Here is a 14,418-nt window from a genome sequence, read left to right as displayed (position 1 = left end):
CCAGTGTAATGCTTAATTGTTGTTTTCTTGAGAATAATTTTCCTACAGAAAATAAAAAGGCCGGCGTTGGCGGCGCCGGCCTTGCCTGCAGGGCGTTTATCCGGCGTCAGCCCGTGTTGCGCAAGCCTGCCGCCACGCCGTTGATCGACAGCTGGATGCCGCGATGGACGCGCTCGTCGATCTTGCTGGCGCTGGACAGGGCGCGGTTACGCTTGATCAATTCCACCTGCAAGTGGTTGAGCGGATCGAGATAGGCGAAACGGTTCTGGATCGAGCGGGCCAGCAGCGGGTTGCCTGCCAGGCGTTCCGTATTGCCGGTGATCAGTTCCAGACATTGCAGGGTATTGCCATGCTCGTCCGTGATGCGCTTGTAGATGCGTTCGCGCAAGCCCTGGTCGGCCACCAGTTCCGCGTAGCGCGAGGCGATCGCCAGGTCCGTCTTGGCCAGCACCATGTCCATGTTCGACAGCAGGGTGGCAAAGAACGGCCATTCGGCATGCATGGCGCGCAGGGTGGCGATTTTTTCGTCTTTAGCGCCGCCATCGGCGCCGTTGATCCAGGCGTGGATGGCGCTGCCGAAGCCGAACCAGCCGGGCAGCAGCAAGCGGCACTGGCCCCAGGAGAAGCCCCAGGGAATGGCGCGCAAGTCTTCGATGCGCTGGTTGGCCTTGCGCGAGGCAGGGCGCGAACCGAGGTTCAGTTCGGCGATTTCCGCGATTGGCGTGGCGGAGAAGAAATACTCCGTGAAGCCCGGCGTTTCATACACGAGGTCGCGGTAGGCGTGGTAGGCCAGGTCCGACAACTGTGCCATCACGGCTTCGAACTGCGCCAGCTGGCTGTTGCGGGCTGGATTGGCTTCCTGCGGCGCCAGGCTCGCTTCCAGGGTGGCGGCGACCAGCAATTCCAGGTTGCGCCGGCCGATTTCCGCGTTGGAAAACTTCGAGGCGATGATTTCGCCCTGTTCCGTCAGGCGGATCTGACCGTTGACGGTGCCCGGCGGCTGCGCCAGGATGGCTTCGTAGCTGGGGCCGCCGCCCCGGCCCACCGTGCCGCCCCTGCCATGGAACAGGCGCAGCTTGACGCCGGCCTTCTGGAAGTCGGACACGAGAGCCAGTTCGGCCTTGTACAGCTCCCAGTTCGAGGTGAGGAAGCCGCCATCCTTGTTCGAGTCCGAATAGCCGAGCATGACTTCCTGCAATTGCCCCTGCTTGGCGATCAGCTGTTTTACCAATGGCAAGGCCATGAGCTGGCCCATGATGCCGGCCGCGCGCTGCAGGTCGGGGATGGTTTCAAACAGGGGGATGACCATCAGCTCGCACGTGCTGTCGCCGTCGCCACCGGCATGCCAGTCGATGCGCAGCAAGCCCGTTTCTTTTTGCAGCAGCAATACTTCCAGCAGGTCGGACACGGTTTCCGTGTGCGAGATGATGTAGTTGCGGATGGCCCGCGCGCCGTAGCGCTGGCGGATGTCGCGCGCCGCGCGCAAAATCGCCAGCTCCGCATCCGTCTCGGTGGCATAGGCGATGTAGGGCGAATACAACAGGCGCGGCTGCGCCAGTTCGTTCAGCAGCAGGGCCTGCTTGTCTTCCTCGGCCATGCCGGCGTAATCGGCGGCCACGCCGCTCTTGGCGAACAGGTCGGCCAGCACGCGCTCGTGCACGTCGGACGTCTGGCGCATGTCGAGCGAGGCCAGGTGGAAGCCGAAGATGTCGGCCGCGCGCGCCAGGGTGGCCAGGCGCGGGCGCACGAGGGCGGCGCCGTGGTGCGCTTCGAGCGAGGCGACGATGGTGCGCAGGTCGGCGACAAAGGCGGCCGCATCCGGGTAGGCGGCCGCCGCGCCCACTTCCTTGCGCAGGATGTTGGTGGCGCCCAGGGCGCGCGCGGTGGCAGCCAGGCGCGCATAGATGCCGATCAGGGCGCGGCGGTACGGTTCGTCGCTGCGGTGCGGCGAGGCGTCCGGCGACTGCTCGGCCAGCGCCTGCAGTTCGGCGCTCACGCCCACCATCAGGGTCGAGACGGACAGTTCCGCGCCCAGCGCGTGCACTTCATCGAGGTAAAAGTCGAGGATGGTGGTGGCGTGGCGCGCCAGCGCATGCTGCATGGTGCCCGCGTTGACGTTCGGATTGCCGTCGCGGTCGCCGCCAATCCAGCTGCCCATCTGCACGTAGGCCGCGTTGATCGGTTCGATCGTGCCATCGCCATTCGGGTATTCGGCGGCGATGTCGTCCTCGATGTCGTCGTACAGGCCCGGCAGTTCGCGCAAGAAGGTGATGCGGTAGTAGGACAGGGCGTTTTCGATCTCGTCGGCCACCGTCAGCTTGGAGTAGCGCAGCATGCGCGTCTGCCACAGGGTGGCCACGCGCGAGCGCAGCAGCTGCATGTTGGCGTGGCGTTCCTTTGGTGTCAGCGGCAGGTCGCGCTCGGCCAGCAGGCGGGCGATGTCATGCTCGGCGTCGAGGATGCTCTTGCGCTGCACTTCCGTCGGGTGGGCCGTCAGCACGGGCGCGATCAGCGCCTCCTGGAAAAAGATGTCGACCGTCTTGCGCGGCACGCCGGCGGCGCGCAGCTTTTTCAGCGCGAAGCTGACGCTGCCTTTTTGCGCGGGGGAACCTGCCAGCAAGTGGGCGCGGCGGCGGCGGATATGGTGCTGGTCTTCCGCGATATTGGCCAGGTGCGAAAAATAGGAAAAGGCGCGCACGACGGAAATGGTCTGCTCGCGGCTCAGTTCCTTGAGCATGGCGTCGAGTTCCAGCGCGGCGTCCGCATCCGCTTCGCGGCGGAAGCGCACGGACGTCTGGCGGATGGTTTCCACCACGTTGAAGACGGCGTCGCCTTCCTGTTCCCGCAGCACGTCGCCCAGCAGGCGGCCCAGCAGGCGGATATCTTCTTTCAGCGGCGCATCCTTGTCGGAGCCGGCCGCTGGAACTATTTCTGGTGCTACTGCGTCATTGAGCATAATAAAGAACCAAAGTAAGTGTAAAAGCAAGGGAATGAGGATCGCACCGGGCGTTTGGCCGCAGGAGGGAGGGGGCGCATGATAAAATTTGTGGTCTTCAACATGGACGCCAGCCTGACTTGGCCGTGTAGGCAAAGGGATAACGATTATAGCGACGCCACGCGCCATGCCGGTATAAATTGAGATCGGATGGGCGAATGGGCCACGAGAATCTCAACGACAATCGCAACCACAATGACAACGACAGCGAAAGAACTTGTTTTGAAAGCATCCGAATTGACCCCGAACGAATTGACGCCGACTATTCCCGCCCGCCTGGTGATCGCCACGCGCGAAAGCCGTCTTGCCATGTGGCAAGCGGAACATGTGCGCGCGCGCCTGGCCGCCCTGTATCCGCAGTGTAGCGTTGAAATTCTCGGCATGACCACACGCGGCGACCAGATTCTCGACCGCGCCCTGTCCAAGGTAGGCGGCAAGGGCTTGTTCGTCAAGGAACTGGAAGTGGCGATGGAAGAAGGGCGCGCCGACCTGGCCGTGCATTCGCTCAAGGACGTGCCGATGGAATTGCCGGAGGGCTTTGCCCTGGCCGCCATCCTCGAGCGCGAGGACCCGCGCGACGCCTTCGTCTCGAACGACTACGCCAGCCTGGCCGAATTGCCGCACGGCGCCGTGGTGGGCACGAGCAGCCTGCGCCGCCAGTCGCTGATTGCCGCGCGCTATCCGCACCTGACCATCCTGCCCCTGCGCGGCAACCTCGATACGCGTTTGGGCAAGCTCGACCGTGGCGACTACGCCGCCATCATCCTGGCCGCCGCCGGCTTGAAACGCCTGGGCCTGGCATCGCGCATCCGCGCCGTGCTGGCGCCGGAAGACAGCCTGCCGGCCGCAGGCCAGGGCGCCATGGCCATCGAGATCCGCAGCGGGCGCGCCGACGGTGCCGACCTCGTGCGCCTGCTGGCGCCGCTGAACCACACGGCCACGGCGCAAGCCGTCACGGCCGAGCGCAAGGTGTCGAAGATCTTTGGCGGCAGCTGCCAGATTCCGCTGGCCGCGTTTGCCACCGTCGATGGCGAACAGATGCGCTTGCGCGCCATGGTTGCCACGCCGGATGGCGCGCGCATGGCCTGCGCCGATGTCAGTGGCCCGGCCAGCGGGCCGGAACTGCTGGGCGAACAGGTGGCCGAGCTGTTGCGCGCGCAAGACGCGGCCGGCATCCTCGCCTCGTGCGCTGTTACACCCGACAACCATGAAGGCCTGGCGCCGCATGCCTGACACCGTGGTGATCACGCGGCCCGCGGCGCAAGCGGGGCCGCTGGCCGCCAAGGTCGCGGCGCTGGGCTTGCCCGTGCAACTGCTGCCGCTGCTGGAAATCCATGCCCTCGACGGCGCAGCCGAGCGCGGGCAGCTGCTGCGCATGCTGGCGCGCCTGCCTGAGTTCGATCTGGTGGTGTTTGTTTCGCCGAACGCCATCGACTGCGTCTTTGCGCATTTGCCAGCCTGGCCGGCCGGCGTGCCGCTGGCCGTGGTGGGCGAGGGCAGCCGCATGGCATTGGCGGCGCATGGCGTCACGGATGCCAACGCCAGCATCACCAGCCCGTTCGATACGGCGCGCAGCGATTCCGAGCACCTGTTGCTGGCACTGGATTTGCCGGCCCTGCGCGGCAAGCGCGCGCTGATCGTGCGCGGCGATGGCGGGCGCGACTTCCTGGCCGACGGCTTGCGCGCGGCGGGAGCTTCCGTCGAGTTCGTTACGGCCTACCGCCGCCAGGTGCCAGCGCTGACAGCCGCCTTGCGCGCGACTCTGGAAAACTTGTTGCAGCATAATAATGACTGGATCATCACCAGCTCGGAAGCGCTGCGCGGTTTGCTGGCCTTGCTGGCGGCGCTGGACGACAGCGGTGGTGAAAAGACAGCTGTTGCAAAAATGCAACAGCAGCATCTGATCGTACCGCATGCCCGCATTGCACAAACGGCGGCCGCCCTGGGCTTTGCCCGGGTCACCTTGACAGGATCAGGCGACGCAGGAGTGCTCGCCGCGTTACAATCACGACCATGAACGAAATGCCTACCATCCCCGAATCGAATGCAACGCCTGGCAGCGCCGTGAAGACGGCGCCGCAGGCGGCCGACCAATCCGCTGGCCGCGCGCCGAGCCTGATCGAGCAGCTGCAAAAGCCCATGAGTATCGCCGTCATCGTGCTGGCGGTGCTGCTGGCCGCGCAAAGCTGGTCGACCAGCAAGCAGATCCGTAATCTGCGCGAAGAAGTGGCCAAGCGCCTGCAAAAGGGCGACGTCAGCAATGCCGAAACGGGCATGCTGGCGCGCACCGTGCAGGAAGGCACGAAAGAGCTGCAAATCAAGGTTGGCGCGCTGGAAAACCGCCAGAGCGAAACCCAGAGCCAGCAGCTGGCGCTGGAACAACTGTATAACGACTTGTCGAAGAACCGCGACGAGTGGGCGCTGACGGAAATCGAGCAAGTGCTGTCGACGGCCAGCCAGCAGCTGCAACTGGCCGGCAATGTGCCCGGCGCGCTGATCGCCCTGCAAAACGCCGACCGCAGCCTGTCGCGCTCGGACAAGCCGCAGTTCATCACCATCCGCCGCGCCATCGCGCGCGACATGGAAAAACTCAAGGCCCTGCCCAGCGTCGATTCGACGGGCGTGGCCCTGCGCCTCGATGCCGTGATTGCCCAGATCGACGCCTTGCCGATGCTGTCCGATGAAACGCCGGCCTTGCCGGCGGCGCCGGAAAAGCCGGGCAAGGCCGGCGCCAGGCATGCGCGCGATGCCAGCGGCAAGCTGGTGGGCCCGCCGGCGCCCGAGCCGCTGCTGCACACGGTGCGCGAAGGCTGGAATACCTGGAGCAGCGACATGTGGAACGACGTGCGCCAGCTGATCCGCATCCGCCGGGTCGACACGCCGGAAGCGCTGATGCTGTCGCCGACGCAAACATATTTCTTGCGTGAAAACGTCAAGCTGCGCCTGCTCAATGCCCGCATGGCATTGTTGTCGCGCAATGAGACGGCGTTCCGCAATGACCTGATTGCCACCCAGGATGCGCTGGCCAAGTATTTCGACACGCGCGCCAGGAGCACGCAGACGGCGCAAGCCCTGCTGCGCCAGGTGCAGGCGAGCAACCTGGCCATCGAAATGCCGACCTTGTCCGACAGCCTGACCGCTGTGCGCAACTACAAAGCGAAGTCCTGAGCCCATGCGTCTATTTCTCTGGTTACTCGCCCTGATGGCCGCGGCGATCGGTATCGCCGTGACGGCCCGTTTCAACCCTGGCAATGTGGTGCTGTTCTATCCGCCATACCGCATCGATTTGTCGCTGAACTTCTTCCTGTTGCTGCAGGTGGTGCTGTTCGTGCTGCTGTACCTGCTGGTGCGCGCCGTGCGCGCCACCGTGCGCATGCCGGCGCAAGTGGCCGCCTACCGCCAGCGCAAGCGTGAGCGCGATGGCAACAAGGGCTTGCGCGAAGCCTTGAAAGCCCTGTTCGAAGGCCGTTTCGGCCATGCCGAGAAGGCTGCCCTGCGGGCCGCCGAGCTGGAAGAAAACGCCGGCCTGGCCGCGCTGATCGGCGCGCGCGCCGCGCACCGCATGCGCCAGTCCGAACGCCGCGACAGCTGGCTGGCGCGTGTCGAAGGCGATGCCAGCCTGAAAACGGCGCGCCTGATGACGGTGACGGAATTGCTGGTCGACGACCACCAGCCGGAAGCGGCGCTGGCCGCCGTGCGCGAACTGAACGCCAGCGGCACGCGCCACATCCACGCGCTGCAATGGTCGCTGAAAGCCGAGCAGCAGGCGAAGAACTGGCCGGAAGTGCTGCGCCTCGTGCGTTCGCTCGACAAGCACCGCGCCCTGCACCCGGCCCTGTCGTCGCGCCTGCGTGAACTGGCGTATGACCATTTGCTGTCCGACCCCACGCACGACGCCGAATCGCTGATGCGCGTCTGGTCCACCGTGCCCAGCAGCGACCGGGTCAAGCCGTATATCGCCTGCCGCGCCGCCACGGCCCTGAATGCGCGCGGCCTGCACGATGAAGCGCGCCTGGTGTGCGAAGAGTCGCTGGCCGCCGACTGGGACGACCGCGTGGTGCGCGCCTACCGCGAAGCGGCGGCCCCAGGCGGCACGCCCGCCTTGCTGCTGCAGATCGAACATTGCGAACAGTGGCTGAAAAAGCGTCCGCTGGACGCGGAACTGGCGCTGACCCTCGGTTCGCTGTGCCTCAAGCAGAAACTCTGGGGCAAGGCGCAGCGCCACCTGGAGCAGGCGCTGTCGGACGCGAACGAGCCGCGGATGGTGCGCGACGCGCACCTGAAGCTGGCGCAGATGCACGACGCCTTGCAACAGACGGAACAGGCCGCCGCCCATTACCGCCAATGCGCGCTGGCCACCATCCTGTAAGCCAGCCGTTTCTTCAGACGTAAAAAAGCCGTTCAGTGCAGACTGAACGGCTTTTTTTGCGCCATCGCCATCGCCACCGCGACGCGGGCGCTGGCCGGCTGGCGGAGCCGGGGCAAGCACTGGCATGTCGTGGCCTGGTGGCGCGGCCACGGGCCATGGCCAGCCACGTCTGCGGCAAGGAGGCAGGCCCGTTTGCCGGCGCCACCTGCTTGCAGATGTGCGTGCCACATGAAAAACGGCCCGCCCGATGATGCATCGAGCGGGCCGCCTGGCATGCACTTGGCTGCCGTTCAGTTTATTTCTTTGCTTCGGCTTTCTTGACAGCCGTGCCTTCCGGCAAAGCATACGCCACCAGCGTGTCGCTCATCTTCGTGCCCAGAGAACCGTGGCCGCCGGCCATGACGACGACGAACTGGCGTCCCGACTTGTTCGACACATAGCTCATCGGGGTGGCCTGGCCGCCGGCTGGCAGGCGGGCTTTCCAGATGACTTTGCCGTTGCTGACATCGTAGCCGCGGATGTAGTAGTCGAGCGTGCTGCTGAGGAACGTCACGCCACCGCCGGTGGTGACCATGCCGCCCAGGCTGGGCACGCCCAGTGGCAATGGAATCGGCACGGGACCGCTGTCGCGCGTGGTGCCGTTCTTGTGCATCCAGACTTTCTTCATGGTGCGCAGGTCGACGGCGGCCACATAGCCCCACGGCGGTGCCTGGCATGGGAAGCCCAGTGGCGACAGGAAGGCCTTGATTTCCACGGCGAACGGTACGCCCGTCTGCGGCTGCAAGCCCATTTCGCCGCCCGTGCCGCCCTTGGCCGTCGTCTCGGCGCGCGGCACGAGTTTTTCCAGGAAGCCCATGTAGTCGGGATTGACGATCAACAACTGGCGCACGGGGTCGATGGCCGCGCCACCCCATTCGAAGATGCCCAGCGGGCCAGGCGAAATGACGGCGCCCTTGCCGGCCGTTTGCGGCGTGAACGGGCCTTCATAGCGGCGTTCCTTGAAGATGATGCGGCAGGCCAGCTGGTCGAACGGCGTGGTGCCCCACATGTCCGCTTCGCTGATATTGCGCTCTGGCAGGAAGGTCAGGGCCGAGAACGGCTGCGTGGGCGACAGGGTGTCGCCAGCGGCCGGATTGCTCGTCGGTACGGGTTTTTCCGGTGCCGGCACCACCAGGCTGCCGTCGCGGCGGTCGATCACGTAGATGTCGCCGCGTTTTGTCGTGGCCACCACGGATGGTACCTTGCCTTTTGGCGTATCGATGTCGACCAGGCTCGGCTGGCCGCCGATGTCCATGTCCCAGATATCGTGGTGCACGGTCTGGTAAGCCCAGCGCACTTTGCCCGTCGCCAGGTCCAGCGCGACGATGGCGCTATTGTATTTCTCGCCATTCTTGTTGCGGTTGCCGCCCCAGGTATCGGGGGTTTCATTGCCCATCGGGATGTACACCATGCCCAGCTTTTCATCGATGCTGGCCACGCCCCACGAGTTGGGCGAGTTGTTGGTGTAGTTCTTGCCTTCAGGGAAAGGCTCGGTATCTTCCGGCGTGGCCGGGTCCCAGTTCCACAGCAGCTTGCCGGTGACGGGATCGTAGCCGCGGATCACGCCCGATGGCTCTTCCGTGGAATGGTTGTCCGTCACGCTGGCGGCGATCACGGCCACGTTTTGCGCCACGGCTGGCGGCGAGGTCGGCATCAGGAAACCGCGCTTGATCATCGCCATGTTTTTATACAGGTTGACGACGCCGTTGTTGCCAAAGCTCTTGCACGACTCGCCCGTATCGGCATTGACGGCGATCATGGTGCCGTCCATGGTCGGCGCCAGGATGCGGCGCGGGCATTCCATCGTGGCAGCCTGCGGCGCAGGGTCGTTCCTGGCGCGGCCCGCGTTCACGTCCCAGTAGGCGACGCCGCGGCAGATCATGTGCTGGTAGCTGGCCGCGTCGCGGTTGATCTTCGGATCGTGGCGCCAGATTTCCTTGCCCGTGTCCGGGTTCAGGGCGATGACGATGTTGTGCGGCGTGCACAGGTAAAGCATGTCGTTGACCTTCAGCGGCGTGACTTCGTTGGCGATCTCGCCCGGGTCGTTGGGGCCCTTGAAGTCGCCCGTGTGATAGGTCCAGGCTTCTTTCAGGCCGGAAATATTGGCCGGCGTGATCTGCGCGGCGGGCGCATAGCGGTCGCCATAGCCGGAGCGGCCATACGCGGACCAGTCGTTGTGCTCGACGCCGGGCGCCAGGTCGCCCGTGGCGGTGGCGGCCATGTTTTCGGCCGGCACGTCGCCATGCAGGTCATGGTAATCCTGGAACAGGGCGATGACGCCGGCGACGACAGTCAGGGCCACGGCGGCGGAGAGGGCGGTCTTGCCTGCCTGCCCCTGTTTCGCCGCGCCATCTGCTGGCGGGCTCAGGCGGCGGCTGACGAAGGGCAGCAGCAGCCAGACGGCGGCGGCGAACCAGATATCCAGGCGCGGCAGCAATTGCCACCAGTCGAATTTCACTTCAATGACGGACCACACCAGGGTGGCGAACAGCAGGAAGGCGAGAAAAGGCTGGGCGCTGCGGCGGCCCTTGAAGACGAGGCCGCCGGCAACCAGCATGCCTATGCCGGCCAGCAAGTAGTACCAGGAGCCGCCGAGCGTGGCGAGCCAGATGCCGCCGCCCAGCAGGGCGAGGCCAAACAGAATGAAAATAACGCCGGTGACCTTTAATAAAGGCCCGGGCCGGTAAGAGGGAATCATCATATTCCTTTTTGCAAGGATTTATCGGTGGCGCGAAGTGCGCCATATTGAATCTAGCGAAGGCGTTGTTTGCAGAGTATGCGAAGTTTTGGAAACACCAGAATGTAATATTTTATCAGAATTCATTATTGTCTTCTGGTAGTGGCGGCTTTTGCCGCTTTTCCGATTTAAAGAAATAAATGCTTCAAATAAAAACAAATATTATGCTGGAAGGGGGTAGCACAGCCGCGCCAGCGCGAGGATTGTCGTGGTTTTCCGGGCGTGGCTCGCCGCGATGCAGTGATACGGGAAGCGGCGGGCTGAGACAGTTGCCATGAATGGCTGCAAGAAATGCAATGCGCTCAATAATAACCATGTTTATCACATGGTAATGTCGGGATGGCCGTGCGGCGAGGCGGCAGATATTAATGCAGGAAGTCGGTAATATTACCTACGTGTTTATACTTATTCTATTTCATCGCTCGCCGATTATCTGTTGCGCGGCCTGCGCAGATAATATCGGCGCGCCGCCTATTTATTTTGCAGCAGGCGGGCGAGCTGTTTGCGGTAAGCGATGATGGCGCGGTCCGCTTCGATAAAGCGGTCGTCCATTGCATCGAGGCTGTTGGCCGGCGTTTGCGTGACCACCACGCGGCGGTCCTGGTTCAGGACGATGCGGTTGCTCCAGCCCATCAGGCGTCCGAACAGCCATGCCAGACCGGGCACGCGCACGCGGTGGTAGAAGCGCAGGTAATAGCGCACCGTGTGCTCGTTGATGGGGACGAAGGCGATGAAGTTCCTTAATCCTGGCGTGATGTTGAGCAGCCAGGTGCCGGGAAACAGCAGCTGCAGGCTGGGTTCCCTGCCTTGCGCTGCCTGCGCCAGTTCGGCCTGGCTGCGGTGTTCCTGCCCCTGGTCCGGCGCATTGCTGGTCCACACGCGGATGCCTTGCGCATCCGCTTCCACATACGGGCCGTCGACAAAGCTGCGCCCGCCGCGCCCGATGGTGCTGCGGTGCACGAACGCCAGGTGGGCCACATCGAGCTGGTTTTCGATGGCGCGCGTGTAGTGCACGGGCCAGTCGACGATTTCGGTGCGGTACTGCCAGCCCTGCTGCAACTGTTCGAAGAAGGGCAGGGGCGGATAGCTTTCCCGCGCCTGGCCCAGCCACAGCCAGATGAAGCCGTGCGCCTCGGCAAGGGGGAAGCTGTCGACGGCCATCGCCTTCGGCACCTTGCGCGCGCAGCCGTTGGCGGGGATGTGGCCGCAGCGCCCGTTTCCATCGAAGGCAAAGCCGTGAAAAGGACACACCAGCCTGTCGCCATGAATGCTGCCCGCGCTCAGGGCCGTGCCCAGGTGCGGGCAGCGGTCCTGGTGGGCATGCGGCTTGCCGTCAGCCGTGCGCCAGAATACCAGGCGCCGACCCAGGCGCTGCGCACCCAACGGCTGTTTTTTGAGTTCGACGCTGTCGAGGACGGGGTACCACTGGTCTTGAGCTAGTTGCATGCCGCGATTGTCGGCCAGGCGGCAACCGGTGCGCAAGGGAAACACGCTTTTATTGAAGAGTTCTTCCAAAGCGTACCCTGGCATGGCCATGCGTACCGTTGTGTCACTGTGGCAATGTTGCTTGCTAGCTGCGCGAAACGCGCGCAGGCTGCTGCTGCATCGCACAAGCGGCCTGTACTTCGCTATAATTACGCGGTTAAAACACCACCCGCTAATGAGGAATCCCATGAGTTTGAATAACGTCTCTTCCGGCCGCGACCTGCCGAACGATTTCAACGTCGTCATCGAAATCCCGATGAACGCCGATCCGATCAAGTACGAAGTCGACAAGGAAAGCGGCGCGATTTTCGTTGATCGCTTCATGGGTACCGCCATGCACTACCCGTGCAACTACGGCTACGTGCCGAACACCCTGTCGCCGGACGGCGACCCGGTCGATGTGCTGGTCATCACCCCGTTCCCGCTGATCCCTGGCGTGGTCGTGCGCTGCCGTCCTATCGGCGTGCTGAAAATGACCGACGAGTCGGGCGAAGACGCGAAAGTGCTGGCCGTGCCAGTCGATAAAGTCCTGTCGATCTACAGCCACTGGCAAAAGCCGGAAGACTTGAACGAACTGCGCTTGCGCCAGATCCAGCATTTCTTCGAGCACTACAAAGATCTGGAAAAAGGCAAATGGGTCAAGATCGACGGCTGGTACGGTCCTGAAGTGGCCAAGGAAGAAATCCTTGGCGGCGTCGCCGCTTACAAGGCGGATGCCGCAAAAGCAGCTTCCTAAGCAAGTCATTTCCCGCGGAGCCGGCGGCCAGCCGCCGGTTTTCTGTCGTGTGCAAGTAAAAAGCGCACCCTGCTATGATGGCCGGGTGCGCTTTTTTATTGCCACAACATAACTCTTTCCGATGGATGGCAGGGCAGGCCTACGCCAAAAATATTATCGAAAAGTTAACTTTGTAATGATTTTGAACGGGAGATGGTATGTATGCTGAGCATTTATTGATGCGCTCGTGGTGGGTCCTGGCCCTGCGTGGCCTGGCGGCCGTTGCCTTTGGCGTGATCACCCTGGTCTTGCCTGGCGTGACGGTGCTGTCCCTGCTGACCGTGTTTGCCGTGTATGCGCTGCTTGGCGGCGGTGCCTCTGTCGTCGGTGCATTCAGCAACCGCAAGCATGGCGGCGACTGGTGGGCCTTGCTGCTGCTGGGCATCTGCGGCCTGGCCGTGGGCATATTGACCATCATCTACCCGCTGCTGACGACGTTTGCCTTGATCGTCATGATCGGCGTCAATGCCCTGATCTCGGGCGTGTTCGATATCGTGCTGGCGATCCGTTTGCGCAAGGCCATCCAGGGCGAATGGCTGCTGGTGCTCAATGCCATCATTTCCATCGTCTTCGGCATCCTGATCCTGGCATTCCCTGCGGCAGGCACGTTCGCCCTCGTGTGGATGATCGGCGTGTATGCCTTGCTGACAGGCATTTTGCTGCTGAGCCTGGCATGGCGCGCCTATAAACTGAAGAAGGACGGCGCCTTCGGTTCCGGCGCGGGACGCTCGGCCGCCTGATGCTCTTCAGGTGCGCGTGACCGACAGCGCTCCCCGCCAGCCGGCCGGGAGCGTTGTTGCATTATGGGGGCGATGCGGCGCGAAACGGGCTGTGCTCGTTCAACTCATCGAGATAGGCATCGATGCCGCCCCGTTCCCTTTCTAAAAAACGCTGCACGGCATCGGCGAAGGCCGGGTGCGCCAGCCAGTGGGCGGACCAGGTCTTTTGCGGCAGGAAGCCGCGCGCCATCTTGTGCTCGCCCTGCGCGCCGCCCTCGAAGGTGGCGATGCCGTTGGCGATGCAAAACTCCAGCGGCTGGTAGTACGCCGTCTCGAAGTGCAAACAGGGCACGTGCTCCAGCGCGCCCCAGTAGCGGCCATATAAAGTGTCCTTGGTGTGGATCAGCAGCGAGGCGGCAATCGCCCGGCCTTCGCGTTCGGCGATCACCAGCAGGATATTGTCCGGCATGCTGGCGCCGATGCGGCGGAAGAAATCCAGCGACAGATACGGCGACGAGCGGTGTTCCGCATAAGTGTTGCTGTAGCAGCGGTGGAACAGCTGCCAGTCGGTATCCTTCGCATCGACGCCGCGCACCTGGCGCATGGCCACGCCCGCCTCAATCACCTTGCGCCGTTCGGCGCGGATATTCTTGCGCTTCTTGTGCTCCAGGGTGGCGAGGAATTGCTCGAAGTCCGTGTAGCCGGGATTGAGCCAGTGAAACTGCACGCCACTACGCAAGAGATAGCCGGCCGCCGCCAGTTGCCGCGCCTCGTTTTCCGGCGGGAACAGGATATGCGTGGACGAGACTTCGGCCGCTTGCTGCTGAGCTTGCAGGAAGGCCAGCAGCGCGGCGCGCGCCTCGCCATCGCGGGCCAGCAGGCGCGGGCCGCTGACGGGCGTAAACGGTATCGCGGACAACAGTTTCGGGTAGTATTCCAGGCCATGCTGCTGATACGCATCGGCCCAGGCCCAGTCGAACACGTACTCGCCATACGAGTGCAGCTTCAGGTACAGGGGCAGGGCGGCGGCCAGCACATCGCCTTGCCACAGCACCAGGTAATTCGGCTGCCAGCCCGTGTCCGCGCTGGCGCAGCCCGATTCGTGCAGCGCGTGCAGGAAAGCGTAGGAGAGGAAGGGATTGGCCTCTGCCTTGGCCTGCGCCTTGGCGTCCGACTGGCGCGCCAGCAGGTCCGACCAGGCCGCTTCGCCAATTTCAGCCAGGGTAGAGACGATAGCCGTGCGATAATTCATTGTTGTAGTGTGCATTCATCACTCTCGGGGCGCCACCACCGGCCTGT

Annotated in this window: 10 protein-coding genes; 6 read left to right on the top strand and 4 right to left on the bottom strand. The window is 63.7% G+C overall.

The features are described 5' to 3' along the window. Nucleotides 1-106: 106 nt before the first annotated feature. Nucleotides 107-2,956: a phosphoenolpyruvate carboxylase gene (gene ppc, locus ACQ4WR_RS22700; RefSeq protein WP_436490065.1), complete on the bottom strand. Its 2,850-nt coding sequence runs from the start codon at nucleotides 2,954-2,956 to the stop codon at nucleotides 107-109. A 261-nt stretch (nucleotides 2,957-3,217) separates the two neighbouring features. Here ppc and hemC point away from each other — a divergent pair, with 261 nt between their 5' ends. From hemC to ACQ4WR_RS22680, 4 genes are read left to right on the top strand one after another with little or no spacing between them, the layout of a single operon-like run. Beyond that, nucleotides 3,218-4,228 (top strand): hydroxymethylbilane synthase, encoded by a 1,011-nt coding sequence (hemC, locus tag ACQ4WR_RS22695; RefSeq protein WP_436490063.1) that lies wholly within the window; start codon nucleotides 3,218-3,220, stop codon nucleotides 4,226-4,228. Continuing rightward, nucleotides 4,221-5,012 carry a uroporphyrinogen-III synthase gene (locus ACQ4WR_RS22690; protein WP_436490061.1) on the top strand — a complete coding sequence of 264 codons (792 nt, stop codon included), beginning with the start codon at nucleotides 4,221-4,223 and terminating at the stop codon, nucleotides 5,010-5,012. The genes hemC and ACQ4WR_RS22690 overlap by 8 nt, the downstream gene beginning before the upstream one ends. Further along, a complete protein-coding gene (locus tag ACQ4WR_RS22685; protein WP_102293317.1) occupies nucleotides 5,009-6,163 on the top strand; it encodes a uroporphyrinogen-III C-methyltransferase in 1,155 nt (384 codons plus the stop codon). The genes ACQ4WR_RS22690 and ACQ4WR_RS22685 overlap by 4 nt, the downstream gene beginning before the upstream one ends. Nucleotides 6,164-6,167: 4 nt before the next feature. Beyond that, complete coding sequence (locus ACQ4WR_RS22680; protein ID WP_102293318.1) at nucleotides 6,168-7,364, top strand: heme biosynthesis protein HemY; 1,197 nt, start codon at nucleotides 6,168-6,170, stop codon at nucleotides 7,362-7,364. Nucleotides 7,365-7,659: 295 nt separating this feature from the next. Here the strand turns inward: ACQ4WR_RS22680 and ACQ4WR_RS22675 are convergent, their stop codons facing one another. Beyond that, a complete protein-coding gene (locus ACQ4WR_RS22675) occupies nucleotides 7,660-10,104 on the bottom strand; it encodes a membrane-bound PQQ-dependent dehydrogenase, glucose/quinate/shikimate family (protein ID WP_436490059.1) in 2,445 nt (814 codons plus the stop codon). A 507-nt stretch (nucleotides 10,105-10,611) separates the two neighbouring features. Then, the gene (locus ACQ4WR_RS22670; protein WP_436490057.1) at nucleotides 10,612-11,655 is read right to left on the bottom strand and encodes a Rieske 2Fe-2S domain-containing protein; all 1,044 of its coding nucleotides are present in this window, start codon (nucleotides 11,653-11,655) and stop codon (nucleotides 10,612-10,614) included. A gap of 157 nt (nucleotides 11,656-11,812) precedes the next feature. On the opposite strand from ACQ4WR_RS22670, the gene ppa reads away from it, so the two are divergent. After that, a complete protein-coding gene (gene ppa, locus ACQ4WR_RS22665; RefSeq protein ID WP_102293351.1) occupies nucleotides 11,813-12,361 on the top strand; it encodes an inorganic diphosphatase in 549 nt (182 codons plus the stop codon). Nucleotides 12,362-12,558: 197 nt separating this feature from the next. Continuing rightward, on the top strand, nucleotides 12,559-13,140 hold the full coding sequence (locus ACQ4WR_RS22660) for an HdeD family acid-resistance protein (protein WP_436490055.1): 582 nt from the start codon (nucleotides 12,559-12,561) through the stop codon (nucleotides 13,138-13,140). Nucleotides 13,141-13,201: 61 nt separating this feature from the next. On the opposite strand, the gene ACQ4WR_RS22655 is transcribed toward ACQ4WR_RS22660, so the two are convergent. After that, the gene (locus tag ACQ4WR_RS22655) at nucleotides 13,202-14,371 is read right to left on the bottom strand and encodes a GNAT family N-acetyltransferase (RefSeq protein ID WP_436490181.1); all 1,170 of its coding nucleotides are present in this window, start codon (nucleotides 14,369-14,371) and stop codon (nucleotides 13,202-13,204) included. Nucleotides 14,372-14,418 lie beyond the last annotated feature (47 nt).

The organism is Janthinobacterium amylolyticum (genome assembly GCF_051380655.1).
Taxonomy (GTDB): domain Bacteria; phylum Pseudomonadota; class Gammaproteobacteria; order Burkholderiales; family Burkholderiaceae_D; genus Janthinobacterium.
The sequence above is the reverse complement of the archived record's forward strand: the minus strand, read 5'-3'. Positions and strand labels throughout refer to the sequence as shown.

Bases quoted from the DNA above. Each gene is read 5' to 3' on its own strand.
- ACQ4WR_RS22655 (WP_436490181.1), bottom strand. From the start codon at position 14,371: ATGAATTATCGCACGGCTATCGTCTCTACCCTGGCTGAAATTGGCGAA.
- ACQ4WR_RS22685 (WP_102293317.1), top strand. From the start codon at position 5,009: ATGAACGAAATGCCTACCATCCCCGAATCGAATGCAACGCCTGGCAGC.
- ppc (WP_436490065.1), bottom strand. From the start codon at position 2,956: ATGCTCAATGACGCAGTAGCACCAGAAATAGTTCCAGCGGCCGGCTCC.
- ppa (WP_102293351.1), top strand. From the start codon at position 11,813: ATGAGTTTGAATAACGTCTCTTCCGGCCGCGACCTGCCGAACGATTTC.
- ACQ4WR_RS22690 (WP_436490061.1), top strand. From the start codon at position 4,221: ATGCCTGACACCGTGGTGATCACGCGGCCCGCGGCGCAAGCGGGGCCG.
- ACQ4WR_RS22660 (WP_436490055.1), top strand. From the start codon at position 12,559: ATGTATGCTGAGCATTTATTGATGCGCTCGTGGTGGGTCCTGGCCCTG.
- ACQ4WR_RS22675 (WP_436490059.1), bottom strand. From the start codon at position 10,104: ATGATGATTCCCTCTTACCGGCCCGGGCCTTTATTAAAGGTCACCGGC.
- ACQ4WR_RS22680 (WP_102293318.1), top strand. From the start codon at position 6,168: ATGCGTCTATTTCTCTGGTTACTCGCCCTGATGGCCGCGGCGATCGGT.